This window comes from Achromobacter insuavis (assembly GCF_902859645.1).
Taxonomy (GTDB): Bacteria; Pseudomonadota; Gammaproteobacteria; order Burkholderiales; family Burkholderiaceae_B; genus Achromobacter; species Achromobacter insuavis.
In genome coordinates this window covers 19,113-43,067 of record NZ_CADIJR010000005.1, presented here as the reverse complement: position 1 = coordinate 43,067, position 23,955 = coordinate 19,113, and the positions used below count along the sequence as shown (strand labels likewise).

Sequence of the window (23,955 nt, the reverse complement as noted above, 5' to 3'; positions counted from 1 at the left end):
AGAACATGGCGGCCAGTCCCGCAGCGGGTGCGAATCACCGGATCCTGATCGTCGAGGACGATCACACCATCGCCGGCAATCTGTACACCTTCCTGGAAGCGCGCGGTTTCCTGCCGGACGTGGCCTATAGCGGTCCGGCCGCGCTCAAGCGCCTGGAAGAACAGCGGTTCGACGCGATGATCCTGGACATCGGCCTGCCCGGCATGGACGGCAATGCGGTCCTGCACACGGTGCGCGCGGATCGGCGCCTGCCGCTGCCGGTGCTGGTCCTGACGGCCCGCGACAGTCTCGAAGACAAGCTGGCCGGTTTCTCCCATGGCGCCGACGACTACCTGACCAAGCCCTTCGCGCTGCTCGAGGTCGAGGCGCGCCTGCTGGCGCTGATCCAGCGCGCCAAGGGCTCGACCGTGGACACGGTGCGGGTGTTCGGCGAGCTGTCCTATGACACCCGCAGCCGCATGGTGTCGATCGGCGGCAAGCCGGTGCACCTGACGCGCAAGGCCATCATCATCCTCGAAGCGCTGCTGCGCGATCCGGGCCGGGTGGTCTCGCGCGAGGAGCTGGAATCGCAGTTGTGGGGCAGCGAGCCGCCGTCGTCCGACGCCCTGCGCAGCCAGGTGCACCTGCTGCGCCGCGCCCTGGCGGATGCCGGTTTCGACGGCATCGAGACCATGCACGGCACCGGCTGGCGCCTGGTGACGGGGGAGCGCAGCGCATGAGCCGGATCGCGGGCGGCGGGACCCTGACGCAACGGGTGGTGTGGGCGCTGACCGGCACCGTGGCGCTGTTCGTGACGGCGCTGGCCCTGCTCGCCTACCTGACGTTCGACCAGATGGAAGACGATCTGGTCAACGACATCCTCAATACCGAAATGGACCGCCTGGTGCAGCACGCCCGCACCAGCGACCAGTTCCTGCCGCGCCGTGGCGCCCGCGAACTGGGCGGCTCCATGCGCGCCTGGCTCAGTGTCGACGGCCTGGCCCCGGTCGGCATGCCGGAGGAAATCCGCGGGCTCGACAACGGCCTGCACCTGATCGAGCCCGGCGCCTACACCTGGCACGTGATGGTGGCCGACACCGGCACGGGCAAGGTCTACCTGCTTTACGACGCCACCGACAACGAAGAGCGGGTGCACGATTTCGGCCTGATCGTGCTGGGGGTCGGCGCGATCTGCGTGGTCGGGGCCTACGCCCTGTCGCGACGGGTGGCGGCAGTGGCCGTGGGGCCGCTGTTGGAGTTGACCGACCGCCTGTCCACCTGGGCCCCCGGCGCGCCGGACCTGGCCGTGACCCGCGACGACGAGGCGGGCCGGCTGATCGAAGCCTTCAACCGGGTGCAGAACCAGGTCGACCGCTCGATCGCGCGCGAACGCGAGTTCGCCGGCAACCTCAGCCACGAGGTGCGCACGCCCCTGGCCGCGATCCGATCCGACAGCGAGCTGATGCTGCTGACCCAGGAACTGACGCCCGACCAGCGCCAGCGGCTGACGCGGGTGATCGACAACGTCGACGACGTCATCGTCTGCCTGGAAAGCGCCCGCGCCATGGCCCGCGACCAGATGCGTCCGCCCGAGCCGGTCGACCTGTCCGAATGCATGCTGGACGCCTGGCGCGGTTACGAAACCCAGGCCGGCATGGCCGAACTGCGTTTCGACAATGTCATCCCGGCGGACCACATCCGCATCCTCGACCGCTATGCCTTGCTGACCGTCCTGCGCAACCTGGTGCGCAACGCCGTCGAGCACGCGGCGCCAGCCACGCTCACGGCCAGCCTGGGCGCCGACGGCGCGCTGCAGCTGAGCGACGACGGCAAGGGCATCGCGGCGGACGACCTGCCGTTCCTGTTCCGCCGTTACTACAGCGGCCGGTTGCGGGATTCGGGGATGGCCGGACGCGATGAAACCGCGCGCGGCCTGGGCCTGGCCATCGCCAAGCGGGTCTGCGACATGCAGGGCTGGACGCTGACGGTGGATTCGTCGCGCGAGGGGCCGCAGCGCGGCACCCGTTTCACCTTGCGCCTGGACGCGGCGGGGGGCGCGGCGTAGGGCGACCGCAAGGGGGGTGAGCCGCCCCTTTCCCGGCCAGGCCGAATTTGACGAATTTTCGACTGTCGGCCGCCTAAGCTGTTTGCTCCGGCCGATCGCCATCGCCCCTCGCGCTACATGTCACCCTTTTCTCCGCCAGCGGCCGTGCGGCCGACGCCCGCTTTCTACTTTTCCACGCATGTCCTCGGGGTGACGCTGATGCTGGCGTGCCTGGCGTGGTGGGCCAACGCCTCCGGCCTGGACCTGGCCATCGCCCGCGGCCTGTTCAGCGTGCCGCTGGATGACTTCCCCCTGCACACCAACCGCTGGCTCGAACTGGTCGGCCATCGCATGGTGCTGGCCCTGCCCATCGGCATGGCGCTGGGCGCGATCGCCGTCGTCGCGGCCAGCTACCGCATTCCCGCCTGGCGCCACCTGCGCGGCGCGGCGCTGGCGGTGGCGGTGACCTGCATCGTGGGGCAACTGGCCGTCACGCAGCTCAAGCACCACACCACCTTGCCGCGTCCCTATGACCTGGAGACGCTGGGCGGGTACACCCCGTATCCGCTGTCGTGGTGGACCTGGGATCGCGCCAAGGCGGGCGGCGCGCTGCCGAGCGGTCACGCCGGCGCCGGTTACTCGATGTTGACCCTGTATTTCGCCGGCTGGGCCGCGCAGCGGCCCGGATGGCGCTGGTGGGGCCTGGCCGTGGGCATCGCCGCGGGCGTCGGGTTCTCGATCGTGCGCGTGCTGCAGGGCGCGCATTTCCTGAGCCAGACGCTGTGGTCGGCGGCCCTGATGTGGCTGCTGGCCGCGCTGTTCTTCTGGCCGGTGCTGCGGGGCCCGGCCGCGTCGCGTGGTCCGGCCCGCATGCCCGGCGTTCAATTCAGCAGCACGCCCGGCAGCCACAGCGAGAACGCCGGCACGTAGGTGACCAGCGCCAGCGCCGCCAGCAAGGCGCCGTAGAACGGCCAGATGGTCCGCATCACCGTGCCGACCGAGACCCCGCCGATGGCGCACCCCACGAACTGTGTGGTGCCCACCGGCGGCGTGTTCAGCCCCAGCGCGCAGTTCAGCAGCATCACCATGCCGAATTGCACCGGCCCCATGCCGTACTGCATGCAGATCGGCAGGAAGATCGGGGTGCAGATCAGGATGGTCGCGGCCATGTCCAGGAACGTGCCCAGCACGAACAGGATCACGTTGACCATCAGGAAGATCGCCCACGGGCTGGTGGACACCGATGCCATCAGCTCGCCGGTCTTTTCCGCCACGCCGTAGAAGCTGATCAGGTAGCCGAAGGTGGCCGAGATGCCGATCAGCAGCAGCACCACGCCGGTCGTCTTGACCGCCTTGCTGGCGGCGCGCACGAACTGGTCCCAGGTCAGCGAGCGATACACGAAGACCGTCAGCGCCAGCGCGTACAGCACGGCCACCGCGGCCGATTCCGTGGCGGTGAAGACCCCGCTCAGGATGCCCACGATGATCAGCACCACCACGAACAGCCCGGGCGTCGCGGCCACCAGCGAGCGCGCCACGATGTGCCAGCCGGGAAACGTGCCCGCCGGATAGCCGCGGCTGCGCGCCACGAAATACGCCGCCGCCAGGTTGCACAGCGTCAGGATCAGCGCCGGCACCACGCCGGCCGCGATCAGCGCCGCGATCGACACCTTGCCGCCCGCCGCCAGCGTGTAGATGATGATGTTGTGGCTGGTCGGCATCAGCGCGCCCACCAGCGCCGCGTGGGTGGTGACGTTGACCGCGTAGTCGGCGTGATAGCCCTCGCGCTTCATCATCGGGATCATCACCGAGCCCATCGCCGACACATCCGCCACCGGCGAACCCGACACGCCGCCGAACAGCGTGCAGGCCACCACGTTGGACATGCCCAGGCCGCCGCGCACGTGGCCCACCAGCGACTTGGCGAAGGCGACGATGCGGTCGGCGATGCCGCCGTACAGCATCAACTCGCCGGTGAAGATGAAGAACGGGATGGCCAGGAACGAAAACGCATTCATGCCCGAGGTCATCTGCTGGAAGGCCACCGCCAGCGGCAGGTCCTCGTACATGATCGCGGTGATGGACGACAGCCCGATGGCGAACGCCACCGGCACGCCGATCACCAGGAAGCCCATGAAGGTGAAGGAGAGTAGGGTCAGCGCCATGCCGGTACCACCTTTTGGTTGCGCAACAGGGCGATGATGTGCTCGATCGAGAACAGCGCGATCAGGACGCCGGAGAGGGCCGCGGGCACGTACTTCCAGCCGTTGGAGATGCCCAGGTTGGGGATCTTGTAGGCCCACACGGATTCGGCCAGCAGGGCGCAGTTCCACGCCATCAGCGCGCCGAACAGCAGCACCAGCAGGTGGATGAAGATCTTCAGGCGCCGCTGGCCGGCCGCCGGCAATGCGTCGACCAGCGACTCGAAGCCGATGTGGCCGGCGTCGCGCACGCCGACGGCGGCGCCCAGCATGGTGACGTACAGCACCAGCAGCAGCGCCAGGCTTTCGGCCCAGGTGGGGGTGCTGTTCAGCACGTGGCGGCCGAAGATCTGCAGGGTGACCGCGACGATCAGGCAGACCAGCCCGAACACGCTGGTCCACATGCACAGGCGCGCCAGCCGGGCGCAGCCGCGGGAATAGGCGTCCAGCGGGGCAGCCGGGGCATGCGCCCGGCCCCCCGCCGCGACATCCGGGTCATGGGTGGAGGTAGCCAACATGCGGATTCCTTATTGGACGGCCTGGATCTTGGCGACCAGGTCTTTCATGTCGGGCGTGGTGACGAAGCGGTCGTACACCGGTTTCATCGCCGACTGGAACGAGGCCTTGTCGACCTCGACGATCTGCGAGCCGGCCTTCTCGACCACCGCGCGCGACTTCTGCTCGCGCTCGTCCCACAGCTTGCGCATGTAGGGCACCGACTCGCGCGCGGCTTCGCGCAGGATCTTCTGGTCCTCGGCCGACAGCTTGTCCCATTGGCGCTTCGAGAAGATCAGCATCTCGGGCGTCATGGTGTGGTCGGTCAGCGCGTAGTACTTGGCGACCTCGTAGTGGTGCGCGCTCTCGTAGCTCGGATAGTTGTTCTCGGCGGCGTCGACCAGGCCGGTCTTGAGCGAGGTGTAGACCTCACCCATCGGCATCGGCGTGGCGTTGCCGCCCATGGCTTCCACCATCGCCACCGACAGATCCGACTGCTGCACGCGGATCTTCAGGCCCTTGGCGTCGGCCAGCGTCTTGATCGGCTTGTTGCGCGTGTACATCGAGCGCGAGCCGCTGTCATACCAGGCCAGGCCGACGAAGCCGGCCGACTCGCAGGACTTCAGGATCTGTTCGCCGAGCTCGCTGTCGAGCACCTTGTGCAGATGGTCCTTGGAGCGGAACAGGAACGGCAGCGACGGCACGCGGGTGGTCTGGCAGATGTTGTGCATGGCCGCGCTGGACACGCGCGCCATGGCCAGCGCGCCCATCTTCACCTGCTCGATCGAGTCGTCTTCATTGCCGAGCGCGCCACCGGCGTACACCTTGACGGTGATGCGGCCGTTGGTGCGCTGCTTGACCAGTTCGCCGAACTGGCGCACGGCTTGCACGGTGGGGTAATCGTCGGGATGGATGTCCGCGGAGCGCAGCTCGGCGGCATGGGTGGCGGGGATCAGCGTCAGCAAAGCGGCCGCGGCCAGGATGGCGCGGGTCAGGGTCGGGCGCAACATGTCTACCTCCGGTTGGGAGTACGGCGTTTCGTTGAGGGCCATTGCGGCCCCGAAGCTCTTCGATGTGTACGGACCTGCTCACTACTCGTGCTTGGGCGCCTGGGGCGCCGCGGTCGGGTGCTAACCGGCGCTTGCGGTTTCCTCCAGGCCCCGCGCGCCGGGGCGCAGGGCAAAGACGGCGCCGGCGGCGGAATCGGGGGCGGCGTCCGCGGGGCGGATGGACGTGACCAGCAGCAGGTCCAGGTCCGGCCCGCCGAAGGCGCACATGGCGACGCGGGCGGCCGGCACATCCAGGCTGCGGTCGAGGCGGCCGTCAGGCGTATAGCGGTAGATGCGGCCGGCCTCGTTGCCGCAGATCCAGTAGCCGCCGTCGGCGTCGACGGCGGCGCCGTCGGGCCGGCCGGCCGGCAGTTTCGGGATGAAGACGCGGCGGTTGCGCGGCAGGCCGCTGTCGATGTCGTAGTCGAAGGCCCAGACCACCTGCCGCGACGGGTGCGAGTCGGACAGGTACATGGTCCTGCCGTCGGGGCTGAAGGCCAGGCCGTTGGGCACGATCAGGTCGTCGACGATCGCTTCCAGCGGCTGGCCGGGCGCATGGCGATACAGTTTGCCGGCGTTGCGGGCCAGGCCCATGTCCATGACCATGGTGCCGGCCAGGAAGCGGCCCTGGCGGTCGCAGCGGCCGTCATTGAAGCGCATGCCGGGCGCGCCATGGCGCACCGGCGCCAGCGGCCGCGGCTGGCAGGGTTGGCCGGCCACGAGCGGCCCGCAGGCGTACAGGCCGTCCTCCATCGCCAGCAGCCAGCCGTCGCCGCGCGGGGCGAGGCAGCCGGCCATCTGCGGCAGCGTCCAGTGATCGAGCCGGTCGCTGGCGGGCGTCCAGCGCCACAGCGCGCGGCCGGGGATGTCGGTCCAGTGGAAGGCCTGGTCGGCGGCGCGCCACACGGGGCTTTCGCCCACGCCGCAGAGCAGGGTTCCGATGCGTTCGGCAGAGGTCGCCATGGCGGGGAAGTGGCGTATCAGCGCGGAGGAAAGGGGAACGGGCCGGCCTTGACGAACGCGCCGCCCTGGTAGCGCGCGGCGGGGTCGTCGGCCGCCAGCGGCGGCTGCGCCTCGACCTGCGCGCGGAAGATTTCGGAGGAGTCCCCGGGGGCGAAGCCGAGCGCGGCGGCGCCGTGGTTGTCCCACCAGCTGTCGCGGTTGGCCGAGGCGCCATAGGCGATCAGGTGGCCGACGTTGGGCGTGAACAGCGAGCGGACCACCAGGTCGGTCAGATCGTCGTAGCTGAGCCAGGTCACCATCATGCGGCGGTCCCTGGGCTCGGGAAACGACGAGCCGATGCGCAGGCAGACCGTCTCGATGCCGTAGCGGTCGTAGTAAAAACGCGACAGGTTTTCGCCGTAGGCCTTGCTCAGGCCGTAGTAGCCGTCGGGCCGCAACGGCACGTCGGCATCGAGTTGCGCGCCCTGCTCGTAGAAGCCGATGACGTGGTTGGAGCTGGCGAACACCACGCGCCGCACGCCATGGAGGCGGGCCGCTTCGTAGACGTGATAGACGCCCTGGATGTTGGCCGGCAGGATTTCTTCGAAAGAACGCTCCACGGAAACGCCGCCCAGGTGCACAATGGCGTCGGCGCCGCGCACCAGCTCGGAGACGGCGGCGGGATCGGCCAGGTTGCACGGCACGACTTCCTCGCCGGCCGCGGCGGGCGCCATGGCCGCGACGTCGGAGACCCGCAACACGTCGGCATGGGCTTTCAGCCGCGGGCGCAGGACCCGGCCCAGGTTGCCGGCCGCGCCGGTCAATAACAGGCGATGACAGCGGGGGGAGGCAGGCATGCGGTCGACGGTTAGGCTCATGGCGCAACGCTCGGTGGATGGCGCGGTGGAGTGGACTTACCTGGTACGTTATCGTACAACCTGTCCAAAGTATAATAAGCCCGAAATTTTGCAGTCAAGCGCCACGCAACCGCTCCCGGATAATCCCTGATGAACGCTCCTGTCGATACCCCCGTCTTGCCGCAGCGTCGTCCTCGGAACCTGGCCCAGGGCCTGGTCGAGAGCATCTCCGAACGCATCCGCGGCGGCGACATCCGCCCCGGCGACAAGCTGCCCACCGAATCCGAGATCATGCGGCAGTTCGGCGTCAGCCGCACCGTGGTGCGCGAAGCCCTGTCGCGGCTGCAGGCCTCGGGCCTGGTCGAAACCCACCACGGCGTCGGCACCTACGCGCTCGAGCCCAGCGGCGGCGGCGATTTCCGCGTCGATCCGGCCGATATCGCCACGGTGCGCGACGTGCTGGTGCTGCTGGAACTGCGCATCTGCCTGGAAAGCGAGGCCGCCGGCCTGGCCGCGGTGCGCCGCAGCGAGACCCAATTGGCCGAGATGCGCCGGGCGCTGGATGCCTTCAAAAGCGCGCTGGACAGCGGCGGCGACACCATCACGCCCGATTTCCAGTTTCACCTGCTGGTGTCGCAGTCCACCGACAACCGGTATTTCGCCGACCTGATGTCGCACCTGGGCTCGGCCATCATTCCCCGCACCCGCATCAATTCCGCCAAGTTCGCCCACGAAGACCGCGCCGCCTACCTGGCCCGTGTCAACCTGGAGCACGAGGACATCTACAGCGCGATCCTGCGCCAGGATGCCGAAGGCGCGCGCGCCGCGATGCGCACCCACCTGAGCAACAGCCGCGAACGCCTGCGCCGCGCGCAATGACGCCGATCCGCGAGCGCGCGCGGCGGTAGCCGGGCGCCTCACGTTGCGCTTTGGCGTCGAAATCAGATGTCGTACAACATGACAGGGGTGTCATTCGTCTGATAGGGGCCTCGCGCCGCGCTGCCGCCGGCGCTGCGGCGCGTCAATCCGCGTTAACCTTGGCCGTTTTCAATCACCGGACGGCAGGCATGGTTTGGCTGGGTAATCGCGGGCAAGGTAAGCGCGGCGCATCAACGGATTTCATTCGTCCGGGGAGGGCCGCCGCATGCGCCGCCTGACGCTCCGTTTCATCGTGTCCGTGCTGGTTCTGCTGACGCTGAGCCGGCTGGGCCTGTCGTTGTGGATGTGGGACCGGGTCGAGGCGGCCGGCGGGCTGTGGCCGGTGCTGTTCGGCGGCCTGCGCATCGACGTCTGCCTGCTGTCCATGGTGATCGCGCTGCCGGCGGTGTTCTCGCCGTGGCTGGGGCATCGGCCGTGGGCCGCGCGCGTCACCGCCTGGTGGTTCCGCGTCTGGTGGATGCTGTACGTGCTGCTGGAAGTCTCCACGCCGCAGTTCATCGCGGAATACGACACGCGCCCGAACCGCCTGTATTTCATCTACCTGCTCAACCCGAAGGAAGTCGGCTCGATGCTGTGGCAGGGCTACAAGGGCGTGCTGCTGGCCGCCCTGGTGGTGTTGCTGGTGGCCGCGTGGCTGGCGGTCAAGCTGTTCCCGGTGCGGGTGCGCGATCCGTTCCTGGCGTGGTGGAAGCGGCCGCTGGCGTCGCTGGCGATCCTGGCGCTGGTGGTGCTGGGCGCGCGCGGCACGCTGGAGCATCGCCCCATCAACCCGGCCAAGGTCGCGTTCAGCTCGGACGCCATGGTCAATTCGCTGGCGCTCAATTCGCTCTACAGCGTGTTCGACGCCGCCTACCGCATGCGCGATGAGCGCTCGTCGGCCGCGATGTATCCGAAGATGCCGGTCGACGAGATGAACGCCATCGTGCGCGACAAGGCGGGCCTGACAGGCGCGCCGCTGGATGCGCGCTACCCCAGCCTGCACGAGCAGCAGGCCACGGTGCGGCGCGACAAGCCGCTCAACCTGGTGATCATCCTGCAGGAGAGCTTGGGCGCGCAGTATGTCGGCAGCCTGGGCGGCAAGGACCTCACGCCCAATATCGACCGGCTTGGCAAGCAGGGCTGGATGTTCCACCGCGCCTACGCCACCGGCACGCGCTCGGTGCGCGGCATCGAGGCGGTGACGGCGGGCTTCCTGCCCAGCGTGGCCGACGCGGTGGTGAAGCTGCCGCGCTCGCAGACCGGGTTCTTCACGCTGGCGCAGGTGCTGGGCAAGCATGGCTACCACTCGCGTTTCGTGTATGGCGGCGAGTCGCACTTCGACAACATGCGCGCCTTCTTCCTGGGCAACGGTTTCAACGAGGTGGTGGATCGTCCGAAGTTCGAGAACCCGGTGTTCGAAGGCTCGTGGGGCGCGTCCGACGAAGACATGTTCACCCAGGTCGACCGCCTGCTGCGCGCCGACGGCGACAAGCCGGTGTTCACGCTGGCGTTCTCGGTCAGCAACCATTCGCCGTGGGAGTATCCGGCGGGCCGCATCCAGCCGGTGGGCGATCCGGCCAGCGTCGACAACACGGTGCGCTATGCCGACTGGGCGCTGGGCCAGTTCTTCGACAAGGCGCGCAAGGCGCCGTACTGGGACAACACCGTTTTCCTGGTGATCGCCGATCACGATTCCCGCGTGTACGGCTCGATTCCGGTGCCGGTGCGGCACTTCCAGATCCCGGCCCTGATCCTGGGCGCGGGCATCGCGCCGCGCCAGGATGAACGCATCGTGAGCCAGATCGACATGGCGCCCACGCTGCTGTCGCTGATCGGGCTGGACAACGTCAACCCGATGCTGGGCGCGGACCTGACGCAACGCGATCCCAACCGCGCGCTGATGCAGTACGCCGACAATTTCGGCTACCTGCAAGGGGACAAGCTGCTGGTGCTGGAGCCGTCCAAGGCGCCGCGTGAATTCCGCTACCGCGCGGCGCCGGTCGGGCAGGACGAGACCTACGAGCCGGTCGAACCGGTGGACGAAGCCTTGATCAAGGAGGCGCTGGCGCACGCGCTGTGGGCCAGCTGGGTCTACCGCGAAGAAAAATACCGCCTGCCTTGACTTCACCCCGTCCGGGGCTGGGGCTGGTTTGATCCCGCTCAAACCGGCCCGAAGCCAGCCCTCGCACACTCGCGCTCATGACTTTTCCCGATCCGCTCGCCGGCACGGTCCGGCCTCCCGCCCCTGATGCAACCGACGCGCCCGCGTCCGTCCCGGCCGCGCGCTGGCGCGGCTGGCCGGTGCCGCGCGGCCGCCTGGCCTGGCTGACCGGCGTGTTCAGCACGCTCATGATCGGCGTCAGCACGCTGTTCTGGTGCCTGCTGCTGTTCCCCATGGCGCTGCTGAAGCTGGCGTTGCCCTTCGCCGCCGCCCGGCGCCGCATCGATCCGATCCTCAATGGCATCGCCACGGCCTGGATCAGCGTCAATACCGCCTGGTTCACGCGCATCCAGCGCGCGCCCTGGGACGTGCGCGGCAATACCGGCTTGCGCTACGCCGACTGGTACCTGGTCAACTGCAACCACCAGTCCTGGGTCGATATCTTCGTGCTGCAAGGCTCGCTGAACCGTCGCATCCCGCTGCTGAAGTTCTTCCTCAAGCAGCAGCTGATCTACGTGCCGGTGATCGGGCTGGCGTGGTGGGCGCTGGATTTCCCGTTCATGAAACGCCATGGCAAGGCCGCGCTGCGCCGCAATCCGGCCCTGGGACGCGAGGACCAGGAAACCGCGCGCCGCGCCTGCCAGAAGTTCTCATTGGTGCCGACCAGCGTGATGGTGTTTGCCGAGGGCACGCGCTTCACCCCGGCCAAGCGTGACGCGCAGGGTTCGCCGTACCGCCACCTGCTCAAGCCCAAGGCGGGCGGGCTGGCGGTGTCGCTGAACGCGATGGGCACGCGCTTTCGTTCGATGATCGATGTCACCATCGCCTATCCGGCGGGCGTGCCCAGCTTCTGGGACATGGCCTGCGGCCGCATGGGCGAGGTGCGGGTGCGCATGCATCACGTGCCGGTGCCGCCGGCTTTCTGCGAAGGTGACTACAGCCGCGACAAGGCCTTCCGCACCGAATTCCACCACTGGCTGGGCCAGCAGTGGCAGGCCAAGGACGACGAGATCGAGGCGTTGACGGCCGATGCGGCCGCCAAGCCCCGATCGTGACAGGCGACGCTCAGACCCGCGCCGGCAGCACCGTGCCCGAGCATTCGCCGAAGCCGATGCGCGGGTAGCCGGCCTTGACGCACTCGGCGCGCATGATGACCTGGTCGCCATCCTGCAGGAAGGTGCGCTTCTCGCCCCAGGGCAGTTCGATCGGGTTCTTGCCGCCGTGGTTCAGTTCCAGCAGCGAGCCGGCTTCCGACGGCTGCGGGCCCGACAGCGTGCCGGTGCCGAGCATGTCGCCCGGCTGCAGGTTGCAGCCGTTCACCGTGTGGTGCGTGATCAGTTGCGCCACGTTCCAGTACGCATCGCGGAAGTTGCTGCCCGACAGGCGGGCCGGCGCCTGCTTGCCGGCGCGCGACTGTTCGGTCGTCAGCAGCACTTCCATCCGCACGTCGTAGGCGCCCTTGGCGCGGTTGGCGTCGGAGGCCAGGTACGGCAGCGGCTGCGGCTCGGACGGGCCGCGGTTCCATTGCGTGCGGAACGGCTCCAGCGCTTCCAGCGTGACGATCCACGGCGAAATGGTCGAGGCGAAGTTCTTCGCCAGGAACGGGCCCAGCGGCTGGTATTCCCAGGCCTGGATGTCGCGCGCCGACCAGTCGTTCAGGATGCACAGGCCGAACACGTGGGCGTCGGCGTCCGCCAGCGCGATGCGGTCGCCCTGCGCGTTGCCGGTGCCGACGAAAATGCCCAGTTCCAGTTCGTAGTCCAGCCGTACGCACGGGCCGAATTGCGGCGCCTCGCCCTCATTGGCGGGACGCGTCTGGCCGACCGGGCGGGCGAACTTCTGGTCCACGCCGATGCTGGAGGCGCGGCCGTGGTAGCCGATCGGCACCCACTTGTAGTTCGGCAGCAGGGGATTGTCGGGGCGGAACTGCTTGCCCACGGCGGTGGCGTGGTGCACCGAGATGTAGAAGTCGGTGTAGTCGCCGATGCGGGCGGGCGTGGTGTATTCGGCGTCGGCCTGGGCCACCAGCAGCGGCTCGACCGTGGCGCGCAGCGCGGCGCCTTCGCGCAGCGCGCGCGACAGCGCCAGGCGCAGCGCGCTCCAGTGGGCCTGGCCCAGGGCCATCAGCGCGTTCAGGCTGTCGCCCTGGCAGGCGGCCAGCGCCTCGGCGGCGGCGCCCTCGAACGGCTTGGCCGCGGCCAGCGCGGCCAGGTCGACGATCTGGTCGCCGATGGCCACGCCGGGCCGGAACGATTCCTGCGAGTCCTTGCGGCGGAACGCGGCGTAGGGCAGGTTCTGCACCGGGAAGTCCGACGCGCCGGTGTTGGCGCTGGCGACCCAGCTCTTCAGGGACGGGTCGTGGGTTTCGTTGATGGGAGTGGTCATGGCGGGAATGTCTCGTTCAGTGTTTGTAAGGGGCCGGCGGGCGCCGGGAAAATCCAAAGCCAAACGGCGATGCGCTTGCGCGCATCGCCGTGGGCGGGCGTGACGGCGGAAACGCCGGTCACGCCTTGCGGGGATCGAAGTGCTTCTTCAGGCCCTGCCAGCACCGGTAATAGTCGCCCTGCAATTCTACCGAGGCCAGCGCCTGCGCCGTCGGGCGGATCACGCGCCGCGTCTCGAACATGAAGGCCATGGTCTCGCGGATGTAGTGCGCGTGGCTGGTGTCGGCGTGCGAGGCTTTCTCGAAGGTCTCGGCGTCGGGGCCGTGGCCGCTCATGCAGTTGTGCAGGCTGGCGCCGCCGGGGGCGAAGCCGTCGGCCTTGGCGTCGTACACGCCCTGGATCAGGCCCATGAATTCGCTGGCGACGTTGCGGTGGAACCAGGGCGGACGGAAGGTGTTTTCCATCGCCAGGATGCGCGGCGGGAAGATGGCGAAGTCCATGTTGGCCGTGCCCGGGGTGTCGGACGGCGCGGTCAGCACCGTGAAGATCGACGGGTCCGGATGGTCGTAGCTGATCGAGCCGATGGTGTTGAAGTGGCGCAGGTCGTACTTGTACGGCGCGTGCGTGCCGTGCCAGGCCACCACGTCCAGCGGCGAGTGGCCGATCGCGGCGCGCCAGAAGCCGCCGGTGAACTTGGCGATCAGTTCGAAGTCGCCTTCCACGTCTTCGTACCAGGCCACCGGCGTCTTGAAGTCGCGGGCGTTGGCCAGGCAGTTCGAGCCGATCGGGCCCAGTTCGGGCAGGCGCAGCGCGGCGCCGAAGTTCTCCAGCATATAGCCGCGCGCGGTGCCGTCCAGCAGTTGCACGCTGAAGCGCACGCCGCGCGGGATCACGGCGATCTCCAGCGGCTCCAGGTCGATCAGGCCCAGTTCGGTGGCCAGGCGCAGGCGGCCCTGCTGCGGCACCAGCAGCAGCTCGCCGTCGGCGTTGTAGAAATAGCGGCCCTGCATCGAGCGGTTGGCGGCATACAGGTGGATGCCGACGCCGCCCTGTTCATCGGGGCCGCCGTTGCCGCCCCAGGTCTTCACGCCCTCGACGAAGTCGGTGGGCGTGGCGGGGATGGGCAGGGGGCTCCAGCGCAGCTGGTTGGGCGTGACCGGGCCGTGGCCGAACGCGCTTTCCCAGCCGGCGGCGCCGCCGAACGGCTCGAACGGCAGGTGCTGGGCGCCCGGGCGGATCCGATACAGCCACGAACGGCGGTTCTCGCTGCGCGGCGCGGTGAAGGCGGTGCCGGACAGCTGTTCGGCGTACAGGCCGTAGGGGCATTGCTGCGGCGAATTGCGGCCCAGCGGCAGCGCGCCGGGTAGGGCTTCGGTGGCACAGTCGTTGCCGAAGCCGGTCTGGTATTGCAGTTCCATGGAATCCTCCTGGGTGGCGCGCGATGCGTGGCCGCGCGGTCTTGGTCTTGGCGCGCCGGATGGGGCCGTCCGGCGTCGATACGTCATTGTCGGAAAAATCCCCCGCTACGGCTACGGGAATGCAAAAATAGCAACTATAAATTTTGTGAATAGTAGGGGTGCCTGATGGCGGACTTGCGCGACGTCGACCTGAACCTGCTGATCCTGTTCCAGCACCTGCTGGAGGACCGCAACCTGTCCGCCGTGGCGCGGCGGCTGGACCTGTCGCAGCCGGCGGTCAGCAATGCCCTGCGCCGGCTGCGGCTGGCCTTCGGCGACGAGCTGTTCGTGCGCACCGCGCAAGGCATGCTGCCGACGCCGCGCGCGCAGCGCCTGGCCGGCCCGGTGAGCGAGGCGCTGGCGATGCTGTCGCAGGCCCTGCAGGACCAGGACGCGTTCGACGCCACCGCCAGCACGCGGCGTTTCCGCGTGGCGATGACCGACGTCGGCGAGATCCATTTCATGCCGCGGCTGATGGAGGTCTGCGTGCAGGTGGCGCCGCAGGTGCGCATCGATTCGGTGCGGGTGCAAGGTCCCGATCTCTCGCGCGAGATGGAGGCGGGCCGGATCGACCTGGCCATCGGCGCGTTCGACGAGATGGGGGCGGGGACCTTGCAGCGCATGCTGTTCCGGCAGGGCTACGCCACGCTGTTCCGCCAGGCGCATCCCACCGCCCATGCCGGCATGGGGCTGAAGGCATTCCGCGCCGAGCGCCACCTGATCGTGTCGCGCGCCGCGCCCTACGGCCAGGTGGTCCAGTCGATGGAGCGGGCCGGGGTGATGCTGGCCGAGCATTTCAGCGTGCCGCATTTCTCGGCCGTGCCGTACATCGTCAGCGCCACCGACCTGTTGGCCACGGTGCCCGAGAAACTGGCGGCCAGCGCCGCGCCGCCCTTCGGCCTGCGCTACATGACGCCGCCGGTGAAGGTGCCGGCGCTGCAGACCAATATGTACTGGCAGCGCCGCTACGACCGTGATGGAGGCAACCAGTGGCTGCGCGCCCTGATCGTCAATGCGTTTGCGGTGGGTTCGCCGCCGGCGTGACCGACGCGCGCGCCTGCGCCAGCGCTTCGCGCAGCACCGCCATGTCGCCCAGGTGGTTGGCCAGCAGCAGGATCAGCGCCGCGTTCATCTCCTGGCTCTGTTCGTTGCTCAGGTCGCGATGGGCGTCGATCAGCGCTTCGTAGAAGTCGTCCGGCGCGGCCAGGTTGGTTTCGGTGTTCAGCATGGATAGGGCCTCCGGGTTCAGGCGCGGCCAATCGCGCGGTTGACGGCCGACGTCACCGCGTCGGGCTGGAAGGCGCGCCAGCGCGCGGCGATGTGCTGGTCGGGGCGGATCAGATAGGCGGTGCCGGACAGCGCGTCGTAGCGCTGGGCCAGCAGGCCCTCGTTGTCGACGACGTGCGCCATGTCTTCCGGCCAGCCGGCGGTATCGCAGCCGGGTCCGGCCACCAGCACGGCTTTCACCGGCACGGCGGCCAGGCGCAGCGCGCGCAGGGCCTGCAAGGTGTCGATCGCGGGCGGCTGGTCGCCGCAGAACAGGGCCAGCGTGAAACCCGCGTCCAGTTGCGACAGCCACCACGGCGAGTCGCCGGGTCCGCGCACCGGCGCGTCCAGCGCCACCGCGCCGGGCCGCATGCGGCCGGCGAACGTGTCGCGGTCGGGGCTGTTCAGCGGCGAATCGGCGTAGGTGGCGGGCAGCGACAGGCGGCCGCTGTTGACTAGCGTGCGCGCGAACGCATGGGTGCGGGCCAGGTTCAGCACGGCGTTGCGGAAGCTGCGGCTGATGTCGCTCTTGGGCGTGATGAAGTCGGTGGCGCGCGACGAGTTCAGGATGTTCTCGTCGGCGGCGTGCTCGCGTTCGGCGGCGTAGCTGTCGATCAGCGATTCGGGCGCCTGGCCGGCCAGCACCAGGCGCAGTTTCCAGGCCAGGTTCTCGGCATCCTGCACGCCGCTGTTGGCGCCGCGCGCGCCGAACGGCGAGACGCGGTGCGCCGAGTCGCCGGCGAACACCACGCGGCCGTGGCGGAACTTGTCCATGCGCTCGCAGGCGAAGGTGTAGACGCTGACCCATTCCAGGTCGAATTGCGCGTCCGGGCCGAGCAGGGCGCGGATGCGCGGCAGCACGTTCTCGGGCTTGACGGCCTCGACCGGGTCGGCGTTCCAGCCCAGCTGGAAGTCGATGCGCCAGACGTTGTCGGGCTGCATGTGCAGCAGCACCGATTGATTGGGGTGGAAGGGCGGGTCGAACCAGAACCAGCGCTCGGCCGGGAAGTCGGCCTTCATCTTGACGTCGGCGATGAGGAAGCGGTCGCGGAAGATGCGGCCATGGCTTTCCTGGCCGATCAGCTTGCGCACCGGCGAACGGGCGCCGTCACAGGCCACCAGCCAGTCGGCGCGCAGCGCGTAGCCGCCTTCGGGCGTGTCGATCGACAGCACCACGCCGTCGCCGGCCTGTTCCAGGCCCACCACCTTGTTCTTCCAGCGCAGGTCGATGTTCGGTTCCTGGCGCGCCTGTTCGTACAGATAGCCTTCGGCGTAGTACTGCTGCAGGTTGATGAAGGCGGGGCGGCGATGGCCGGGTTCCGGCAGCAGGTCGAAGCGCCAGACCTCCTGGTCGCGGAAGAACACCTTGCCCACGTTCCACGACACGCCCTTGTCGACCATGCGCTGGCCGACGCCGAGGCGGTCCCAGATTTCGAGGGTGCGCTTGGAAAAGCAGATGGCGCGCGAGCCGGTGGACAGGCGGTAGTCGTCGTCCAGCACCACCACCCGCACGCCCTGGCGCGCCAGATCCAGCGCCGTGGTCAGGCCGACCGGGCCGGCGCCCACCACCACCACCGGGTGGCGCGCCTGCGTCGCGGCGGCCTGGTCGGCGTGCTTCTCATAGGCGAATTCCATCGCCTGAAAGTCGATGTCTCCCACGGTTGTCTCCTGTGTGGGTCATTTTGTTTTTATGCGCGGCGCCGCGCGTCGCCCGCGGCGCATGGCCGGCGGGTCGTGCGGCGCCGTTTCAATCGGTGGAACCGCGGCCGGCGGACCGGCCGCGCGGGATCAGCCCTCCAGCTGGGCCCACATTTCCAGGTCGCGCTTGTCGGTCCAGATGCGCGGGTGGACGTGGCCGCTGGCCTCGTCGTAAGCGCGCGACACGTCGAACGGCATGCAGTGGTCGAAGATGACCCAGTCGCTGTAGCGCGGCTTCATGAAGTCGTAGACCTCGCGGTAGATCGTCTTCAGGTCCTTGCCCTCGGCCACGCCGCGGTTGACCGCGCCGTACAGGTCGGTCAGGAAGGCGCGCGTGCCGGCCAGGCCCTGGCGCACTTCGGTGGCGTTCTTCAGCGCGGGGCCGCGGCCGGGCACCATCTTTTCGGCCTCGAAGCCCGACAGCGCGTCCAGCGTGCTGGGCCAGTCGCGGAAGTAGGCGTCGCCGCAGTAGGGGGTGGACTGGTATTCGACCAGGTCGCCGGCGAACAGGATCTTCTGCTCGGGCAGCCAGGCGATGGTGTCGCCCTTGGTGTGGCCGCGGCCGACCTGCAGCAGCTTGACTTCCAGGTTGCCCAGGTTGACGGTCATCTCGCCCTTGAACGTCATGGTGGGCCAGACCAGGCCGGGGGGAATCGATTCGGCGTTGCGGAACAGGCGCGGGAAGCGGCCGATCTCGCTGGCCTTGTCCTGCTCGCCGCGTTCGGCGATCAGGTCGTAGGTGTCGCGGCTGGCCAGGATCTCCTGGGCGTTGTAGGCCGAGGCGCCGAACACGCGCACCGCGTGGTAGTGCGACAGCAGGATGTACTTGATCGGCTTGTCGGTGACTTCGCGGATGCGGCGGATGACGTCCTGCGCCATCACCGGCGTGGCCTGGGTGTCGACCACCATGACGGCCTCGTCGCCGATGATCACGCCCGTGTTGGGGTCGCCTTCGGCGGTGTAGGCATAGGCGTTGTCGGACAGCTTTTCGAACGACACGACCTTGTCGGTCAGGTCGGCGTGCGAGGCGAATTGCTTGCTCATGGAGGCTCCTTCCACTTTTATAGGAATAGGGTGTGTGGAAGGACTATAGCTTGGCGTTAGTGGTTGTGCAATACGTTTGCTATAAACGAATCGCGCCTTTTTGGCAGGGATTTCCCTTGGATTTCCAGGGCTTGCCCAAATGCATCCGGGCCGCGCAGGGCGGCCCGGACGGGAACCTTTCGGGCCACGGGCGGCCCCAGGGGTTTGGATGTTTCAAGCGGCGCGCTCAGGTCTTCTGGCACTTGGGGCAGTAATAGGTGGCCCGCTGGCCCTGGACGATGCGCTTGATCGGCGTGCCGCAGACCCGGCAGGGCTGGCCGGCGCGCTCGTAGACCGCCGCGTGGATCTCGAAATACGCGCCCGGTTCGCCGGTGGCGCCGACGTAGTCGCGCAGGGTGCTGCCGCCGGAGGTCAGGGCGTCGGCCAGGGTGGCGCGCACCATGTCCGCCAGGCGGTCGCAGCGGGCGCGCGACAGTTTGTTGGCCGGGGTCTTGGGGTTGATGCGGGCGCGGAACAGGCTTTCGGAGGCGTAGATATTGCCCACGCCGACCACCGCCATGCCGGCCAGCAGCACCTGCTTGATCGCGGCGCCGTGGTTCTTGAAGTGGTGGTGCAGCCAGGCGCCGTCAAAGCGCGGATCGAACGGCTCGATGCCGAGCTTGGCCAGCAGGGGGTGGTTTTCGACCGGTCCGTCCGCATCGGGGTGCCACAGCACCGCGCCGAAGCGGCGCGGGTCGTGCAGCCGCAGCACGGCCTGGTCGAAGATCCATTCGACGTGGTCGTGCTTGCGCAGGAATTCGCCCGGGGCCACGCTGCGCAGCGACCCGGACATGCCGAGATGCACGATCTGGGTGCCGTGGTCGAAGCGCAGCAGCAGGTATTTGCCGCGGCGGCCGCATTCCAGCACGGTGCGGCCGCCCACCAGGGCGGGCAGGTCGGCCGGGATGGGCCAGCGCATCCGGGACTCGTGGACGACCAGCCGCGTGAGGGGGCGGCCGGTGATGACGGCGTCGATTCCGCGACGCGTGGTTTCAACTTCAGGCAGTTCCGGCATGAGCCAGTGTAAGATCATCAATTGCGTGTACGAAGATTGTGCCACCAACCGGACGGGCCGCGTGAAGTCGTCTTTCAAACAAATGAATATCGGGATTGCCGCGCTGGCGCTTGCGTTGGCCTCCGCCCTGGCCCCTCAGGCCCAGGCCGCCGACAGCCGGACGCGGGATGCGACCGGCCCCCGCATGGCGCCCCAGAACCGCCAGCCAGAAACCGAGGTGATCCGCCTGCGTCCGGGCCAGCTGCCCTACGTGTCGCTGACCGCCGACATCTTCTACCGTGTCCTGGCGTCGGAAATCGCCGCCCAGCGCGGCATGTACGGCACCGCCGCCAACACCATGGTCGGCCTGGCGCGCGACACCGGCGATCCCCGCCTGGCGCGCCGCGGCCTGGAATTCCAGCTGGCCGGCGGCAACCTGCCGGGCGCCCTGGACGCCGCCCGCGTCTGGGCCCGCCTGTCGCCCAACGATCTCGAGGCCAGCTCCACCGAATTGGCGCTGGCCGCCGCCAACGGCCAGACCAAGGGGCTGTCGCAGGCCCTGCGCAACCGCATCGAGGCCTCGCGCGACAAGCCGGCCGCCATCGGCCAGGCCCTGGCCGTGCTGAGCCGCCTGAACGACCGCCGCCTGGCGCTGCGCATCCTTGACGAAGCGCTGAGCGACAGCGTGCGCAAGCTGCCCGCCGCCCACCTGGCGCTGGCCGACGTGGCCTCCGCCGCCGGCGACTACCCGCGCGCCTCCCAGGAGGCCCATGCCGCCCTGGCCGCCGACCCCAAGTCCGAACCGGCCGCCCAGCGCGTCCTCGAGTACGGCGCCAAGGTCGACCCGCAGCGCGCGCAGGCCGATGCCCGCGCCTACATCAACCGCAATCCCAACGCCCGCAAGGTCCGGCTGATGCTGGCCGGCCAGATGGCCGACGCCGGCGACTACAATGGCGCCCTGGCTGAATTGCAGGCCATGTCGCGCCGCTCGCCGGAAGACTTCGACCTGCTCTTCATGCAGGCCCAGCTGGCCTACAAGGCTGGCCAGCTGCCGCAGGCCAAGACCTTGCTGCAGCAGTACCTGGACGTCCAGAACCAGCGCCAGCGCGCCATCGTGCCGGGCGCCACCGACGCCGGCGCCGCCGCGGCCGATGCCCACGTGCTGCTGTCGCGCATCGCCGAAGACCAGGGCCAGTACGACGAAGCCATCGCCGAACTGGGCCGCATCGACGATCCGTCGCTGCGCTTCTCGGCGCGCATGCGCCAGGCCGCCCTGCGCGCCAAGTCCGGCCGGGTCGACGACGCCATCAAGATGGTCGACGCCGCCGCGCCCCAGGACGAGGAAGAGCGCACCCTGGGCGTGCTGACCAAGGCCCAGATCCTGCGCGATGCCGACCGCATCGGCCAGGCCGTGTCGGTGCTGGAAGCGGCCGACCAGGCGCTGCCCGACACCGTCGAGATCAAGTACGAGCTGGCCATGCTGTACGAGCGCCAGGACCGCCTGGCCGACCTCGAACGCATGCTGCGCCAGGTCATCGCCCTCGATCCCGAGCATGCCCACGCCTACAACGCGCTGGGCTACACGCTGGCCGACCACAACCAGCGCCTGCCCGAAGCGCTGGACCTGATCACCCAGGCGCTGGAACTGTCGCCCAACGACCCGTTCATCCTGGACAGCATGGGCTGGGTCAAATTCCGCATGGGCGACCAGGTCGCCGCCGCCGACTACCTGCGCCGCGCCTACAGCGTGCGTCCGGAAGCCGACATCGCCGCCCATCTGGCCGAAGTGCTGTGGACCCAGGGCAAGCGCGACCAGGCGGTCGAACTGCTGCGCGCCGCCTTGGCCAAGGATCCCAAGAACAAGACCGTGCTCGAGGTCGTCAAGCGCCTCGGAGTCAGCCTGTGACGGCAGCGGTCGCGACGACGCCTCGCGGGTTGGCCGGCGGCATGGCCTGGATGCGCTGGGCCCTGCTGGCCCTGCTGGCCTTCGCGCTGGCGGCCTGCACCACCACGCCCAAGCCCATCGAGGGCGTCTCGGCCGACGCCTTCTCGCGCATCGGCCGTTTCGCCATCACGGTCAACGAGGAAAGCGGCAAGCAGAATGCCGTGCAGGGCGGCTTCTCCTGGTCGGACGACGGCCGCCGCTATGTGCTGGACCTGACCAACCCGCTCGGCTCGACCGAGGCGCGCGTCGAGGGCCAGCCCGGCGCGGCCAGCCTGACCAAGGCCGACGGCACCCGCCTGGTGGCCGACAACCCCGACGCCCTGGCCGAAGACGCCCTGGGCAGCAGCATGCCGGTGTCCGGCCTGCGCGACTGGCTGCGCGGCAGGCTGCCGGGCCAGCCCGAGGCCACCGACGTCTCCAACGACGAGCTGGGCCGCCCCGTGGCGTTCGAGCAGGGCGGCTGGCGCGCGCGGTTGTCGCGCTATGACACGCTCGGTCCGCAGATGCTGGTGCTCGAGCGCCAGGAGCCCGGCCGCCGCATCATGGTGCGGTTGGTCGTCAACAAGCCCTGATTGCTTCCGGTCTGTGACGTTCGCGACGGCCCTTCGGGGCCGTTGTGTCGTCTGCCGGTAGCACGTCCGTTTCGCCTCAATCGGCAAATAAGCGTTGCAAAAGCGACTCTGTTACTGATTGATAGATTCTGTTTAACCTGAATAATTCCTCCACACTCGCGCGCGCGACCCCTGCGCGCGGCATGCAAGGCCGGTGGTCGCGGATCGCACCGCCGCTTTTTTACGGAGAATGCCAATGTTCAGGAATACGCGGATCGCGACGATGCTCTTGGGGATCATCGCGGTGTTTTTCACTTTCCAGCTGCTGGTGGGCGGCATGGGTTTCGTCGCGCTGCGGCAGACCAATCAGGACGTCGGCCAGCTCTATCGCCTTTCCTCGCAACAGGTCAACGCCGTGAACACGGCCGCGCTGTCGCTGGTGGCGGCGCGCACCGACCTGAGCCGCTACGCCACGCGCGTGGCGCAGGGCAATGCCAGCGACACCACCGCGCTGCGCCTGGCGCGCCAGCGCATCGCCGCGGGCGACCGCGCCTTCCAGACCTTTGCAGGCGGTCTGTCGGCCGACGAGAAGGTCGTCTCCAAGGACCTGATCGAGGCCTACACCAACCTCAGCAACAACCTGCAGAGCGTCGGCAAAGTGCTCGAGGCCGGCGACATGGACGCCTATTTCAAGCAGGGCACGCAGCAGGTGCAGGAGCTGCTGGTGTCCGAGCGTGACGCCTTCATGAAGCGCGCCGAGACCACCGGCCAGGAGGTGATGGACGAGATCTCGCTGTTCCACATGATCTTCTCGTATCTGCTGGCCGGCATCCTGGTGCTGGGCCTGCTGATGGCGGTGGGCGCGCACGTGCTGATCCGCCGCATGATCGTGCGTCCGCTGCTGGAGGCCGGCGAGATCTTCCGCCGCATCGCCGAAGGCGACCTGACGCGCCGCGTGGCCGATCGCGGCCGCAACGAGATCGGCGCGCTGCTGAGCGCGCTGCGCGCGATGCAGGACAGCCTGGTGCGCACGGTGTCCACGGTGCGCCGTGGCGTCGATGAGATCAACGTCGGCGCGCGCGAAATCTCGTCCGGCAACGCCGACCTGTCCAGCCGCACCGAAGAGCAGGCCGCCTCACTCGAGGAAACCGCGGCCAGCATGGAAGAGCTGGCCACCACGGTGAAGCAGAACGCCGACACCGCGCGCGAAGCCAACCGCATGGTCGCCGCCTCGGCCGCCGTGGCGCAACGCGGCGGCGAGGCCGTCTCCAGCGTGGTCGAGACCATGCGCGCCATCTCGGGCAGCTCGTCGCGCATTTCCGACATCGTCGGCGTGATCGACGGCATCGCCTTCCAGACCAACATCCTGGCGCTCAATGCGGCCGTGGAAGCCGCGCGCGCCGGCGAGCAGGGCAAGGGCTTTGCCGTGGTCGCCAGCGAGGTGCGCACGCTGGCCCAGCGCAGCGCCGCCGCCGCCAAGGAAATCAAGCAGCTCATCGAGGACTCGGCGCAGAAGGTCGGCGTCGGTTCCGAGCAGGTCGAAACCGCGGGCGCCACCATGCGCGAGATCGTCGATTCGGTGCAGCGCGTGACCAGCCTGATGGGCGAAATCTCCGCCGCGTCGGAAGAGCAGGCCACCGGCATCGACCAGGTCAACCGCGCCGTCACGCAGATGGATGGCGTGACGCAGCAGAACGCCGCGCTGGTGGAGCAGGCCGCCGCCGCGGCCGGCGCGCTCGAAGAGCAGGCGCGCCAGCTGGCGGGCGCCGTGGCCGTGTTCAAGCTGCCGGAGGGGCAGGTGATCGAGGCGCCGGCCGAGCGCCTGGCCGGCCGCGTCGCGCCGCAGATCGCCTGATCCGGGGCCGTGCCGACGGTCCTTCTTTGCCGCGCCTGGCGCCGCCGTGTCCGGCGGATCGCTAAAATCGACGCAA

Annotated in this window: 21 protein-coding genes; 10 read left to right on the top strand and 11 right to left on the bottom strand. The window is 68.9% G+C overall.

Annotated elements, in window-relative coordinates; all coding sequences use genetic code 11:
- Positions 1–5 precede the first annotated feature (5 nt).
- The 3 genes from H0523_RS04895 (at position 6) to H0523_RS04885 (ending at position 2,953) form a co-directional block, all read left to right on the top strand.
- Complete coding sequence (locus H0523_RS04895; RefSeq protein WP_054429260.1) at positions 6–719, top strand: response regulator transcription factor; 714 nt, start codon at positions 6–8, stop codon at positions 717–719.
- Positions 716–2,044: a sensor histidine kinase gene (locus tag H0523_RS04890; RefSeq protein WP_054428972.1), complete on the top strand. Its 1,329-nt coding sequence runs from the start codon at positions 716–718 to the stop codon at positions 2,042–2,044. Before H0523_RS04895 ends, H0523_RS04890 begins: the two co-directional genes overlap by 4 nt.
- 117 nt (positions 2,045–2,161) lie before the next feature.
- The gene (locus tag H0523_RS04885; RefSeq protein ID WP_054428971.1) at positions 2,162–2,953 is read left to right on the top strand and encodes a phosphatase PAP2 family protein; all 792 of its coding nucleotides are present in this window, start codon (positions 2,162–2,164) and stop codon (positions 2,951–2,953) included.
- On the opposite strand, the gene H0523_RS04880 is transcribed toward H0523_RS04885, so the two are convergent.
- From H0523_RS04880 to H0523_RS04860, 5 genes are all read right to left on the bottom strand, one after another.
- A complete protein-coding gene (locus H0523_RS04880; RefSeq protein ID WP_006391382.1) occupies positions 2,905–4,188 on the bottom strand; it encodes a TRAP transporter large permease in 1,284 nt (427 codons plus the stop codon). The two genes, H0523_RS04885 and H0523_RS04880, sit on opposite strands and share 49 nt — an antisense overlap.
- Positions 4,179–4,742, bottom strand: coding sequence for a TRAP transporter small permease (locus H0523_RS04875; RefSeq protein ID WP_082380458.1), 564 nt, complete (start codon positions 4,740–4,742; stop codon positions 4,179–4,181). The genes H0523_RS04880 and H0523_RS04875 overlap by 10 nt, the downstream gene beginning before the upstream one ends.
- Positions 4,743–4,751: 9 nt before the next feature.
- Positions 4,752–5,729 carry a TRAP transporter substrate-binding protein gene (locus H0523_RS04870; RefSeq protein WP_054428970.1) on the bottom strand — a complete coding sequence of 326 codons (978 nt, stop codon included), beginning with the start codon at positions 5,727–5,729 and terminating at the stop codon, positions 4,752–4,754.
- A 120-nt stretch (positions 5,730–5,849) separates the two neighbouring features.
- Positions 5,850–6,731 carry an SMP-30/gluconolactonase/LRE family protein gene (locus H0523_RS04865; protein ID WP_054428969.1) on the bottom strand — a complete coding sequence of 294 codons (882 nt, stop codon included), beginning with the start codon at positions 6,729–6,731 and terminating at the stop codon, positions 5,850–5,852.
- Positions 6,732–6,748: 17 nt separating this feature from the next.
- On the bottom strand, positions 6,749–7,588 hold the full coding sequence (locus H0523_RS04860; protein WP_054428968.1) for an NAD-dependent epimerase/dehydratase family protein: 840 nt from the start codon (positions 7,586–7,588) through the stop codon (positions 6,749–6,751).
- A 129-nt stretch (positions 7,589–7,717) separates the two neighbouring features.
- Between H0523_RS04860 and H0523_RS04855 the strand changes: the two genes are divergently transcribed.
- The 3 genes from H0523_RS04855 (at position 7,718) to yihG (ending at position 11,701) form a co-directional block, all read left to right on the top strand.
- On the top strand, positions 7,718–8,446 hold the full coding sequence (locus tag H0523_RS04855; protein WP_054428967.1) for a FadR/GntR family transcriptional regulator: 729 nt from the start codon (positions 7,718–7,720) through the stop codon (positions 8,444–8,446).
- Positions 8,447–8,711: 265 nt separating this feature from the next.
- A complete protein-coding gene (locus H0523_RS04850; protein ID WP_054428966.1) occupies positions 8,712–10,607 on the top strand; it encodes an LTA synthase family protein in 1,896 nt (631 codons plus the stop codon).
- A 179-nt stretch (positions 10,608–10,786) separates the two neighbouring features.
- A complete protein-coding gene (gene yihG, locus H0523_RS04845; protein ID WP_054429258.1) occupies positions 10,787–11,701 on the top strand; it encodes a 1-acylglycerol-3-phosphate O-acyltransferase, YihG family in 915 nt (304 codons plus the stop codon).
- Between the two features lie 10 nt (positions 11,702–11,711).
- Here yihG and fahA read toward each other — a convergent pair whose 3' ends face one another.
- Positions 11,712–13,031, bottom strand: a complete 1,320-nt coding sequence (gene fahA / locus H0523_RS04840; RefSeq protein WP_054428965.1) for a fumarylacetoacetase — start codon at positions 13,029–13,031, stop codon at positions 11,712–11,714.
- 118 nt (positions 13,032–13,149) lie between these two features.
- On the bottom strand, positions 13,150–14,448 hold the full coding sequence (hmgA, locus tag H0523_RS04835) for a homogentisate 1,2-dioxygenase (RefSeq protein WP_054428964.1): 1,299 nt from the start codon (positions 14,446–14,448) through the stop codon (positions 13,150–13,152).
- A gap of 165 nt (positions 14,449–14,613) precedes the next feature.
- Here hmgA and H0523_RS04830 point away from each other — a divergent pair, with 165 nt between their 5' ends.
- The gene (locus tag H0523_RS04830; RefSeq protein ID WP_054428963.1) at positions 14,614–15,531 is read left to right on the top strand and encodes a LysR family transcriptional regulator; all 918 of its coding nucleotides are present in this window, start codon (positions 14,614–14,616) and stop codon (positions 15,529–15,531) included.
- Here the strand turns inward: H0523_RS04830 and H0523_RS04825 are convergent.
- The 4 genes from H0523_RS04825 to mutM form a co-directional block, all read right to left on the bottom strand.
- Positions 15,497–15,715 (bottom strand): DUF2783 domain-containing protein, encoded by a 219-nt coding sequence (locus H0523_RS04825; protein ID WP_054428962.1) that lies wholly within the window; start codon positions 15,713–15,715, stop codon positions 15,497–15,499. The two genes, H0523_RS04830 and H0523_RS04825, sit on opposite strands and share 35 nt — an antisense overlap.
- Positions 15,716–15,732: 17 nt before the next feature.
- Positions 15,733–17,412 carry an FAD-dependent oxidoreductase gene (locus tag H0523_RS04820; RefSeq protein ID WP_054428961.1) on the bottom strand — a complete coding sequence of 560 codons (1,680 nt, stop codon included), beginning with the start codon at positions 17,410–17,412 and terminating at the stop codon, positions 15,733–15,735.
- 129 nt (positions 17,413–17,541) lie between these two features.
- Positions 17,542–18,495 carry an MBL fold metallo-hydrolase gene (locus H0523_RS04815; RefSeq protein ID WP_054428960.1) on the bottom strand — a complete coding sequence of 318 codons (954 nt, stop codon included), beginning with the start codon at positions 18,493–18,495 and terminating at the stop codon, positions 17,542–17,544.
- Positions 18,496–18,721: 226 nt separating this feature from the next.
- Complete coding sequence (gene mutM / locus H0523_RS04810) at positions 18,722–19,549, bottom strand: bifunctional DNA-formamidopyrimidine glycosylase/DNA-(apurinic or apyrimidinic site) lyase (RefSeq protein WP_054428959.1); 828 nt, start codon at positions 19,547–19,549, stop codon at positions 18,722–18,724.
- Here mutM and H0523_RS04805 point away from each other — a divergent pair.
- The 3 genes from H0523_RS04805 (at position 19,548) to H0523_RS04795 (ending at position 23,879) form a co-directional block, all read left to right on the top strand.
- Complete coding sequence (locus H0523_RS04805; RefSeq protein WP_054428958.1) at positions 19,548–21,434, top strand: tetratricopeptide repeat protein; 1,887 nt, start codon at positions 19,548–19,550, stop codon at positions 21,432–21,434. The two genes, mutM and H0523_RS04805, sit on opposite strands and share 2 nt — an antisense overlap.
- A 41-nt stretch (positions 21,435–21,475) precedes the next feature.
- Complete coding sequence (lolB, locus tag H0523_RS04800) at positions 21,476–22,045, top strand: lipoprotein insertase outer membrane protein LolB (protein WP_054429257.1); 570 nt, start codon at positions 21,476–21,478, stop codon at positions 22,043–22,045.
- A gap of 235 nt (positions 22,046–22,280) precedes the next feature.
- On the top strand, positions 22,281–23,879 hold the full coding sequence (locus tag H0523_RS04795) for a methyl-accepting chemotaxis protein (RefSeq protein WP_054428957.1): 1,599 nt from the start codon (positions 22,281–22,283) through the stop codon (positions 23,877–23,879).
- Positions 23,880–23,955: the final 76 nt, after the last annotated feature.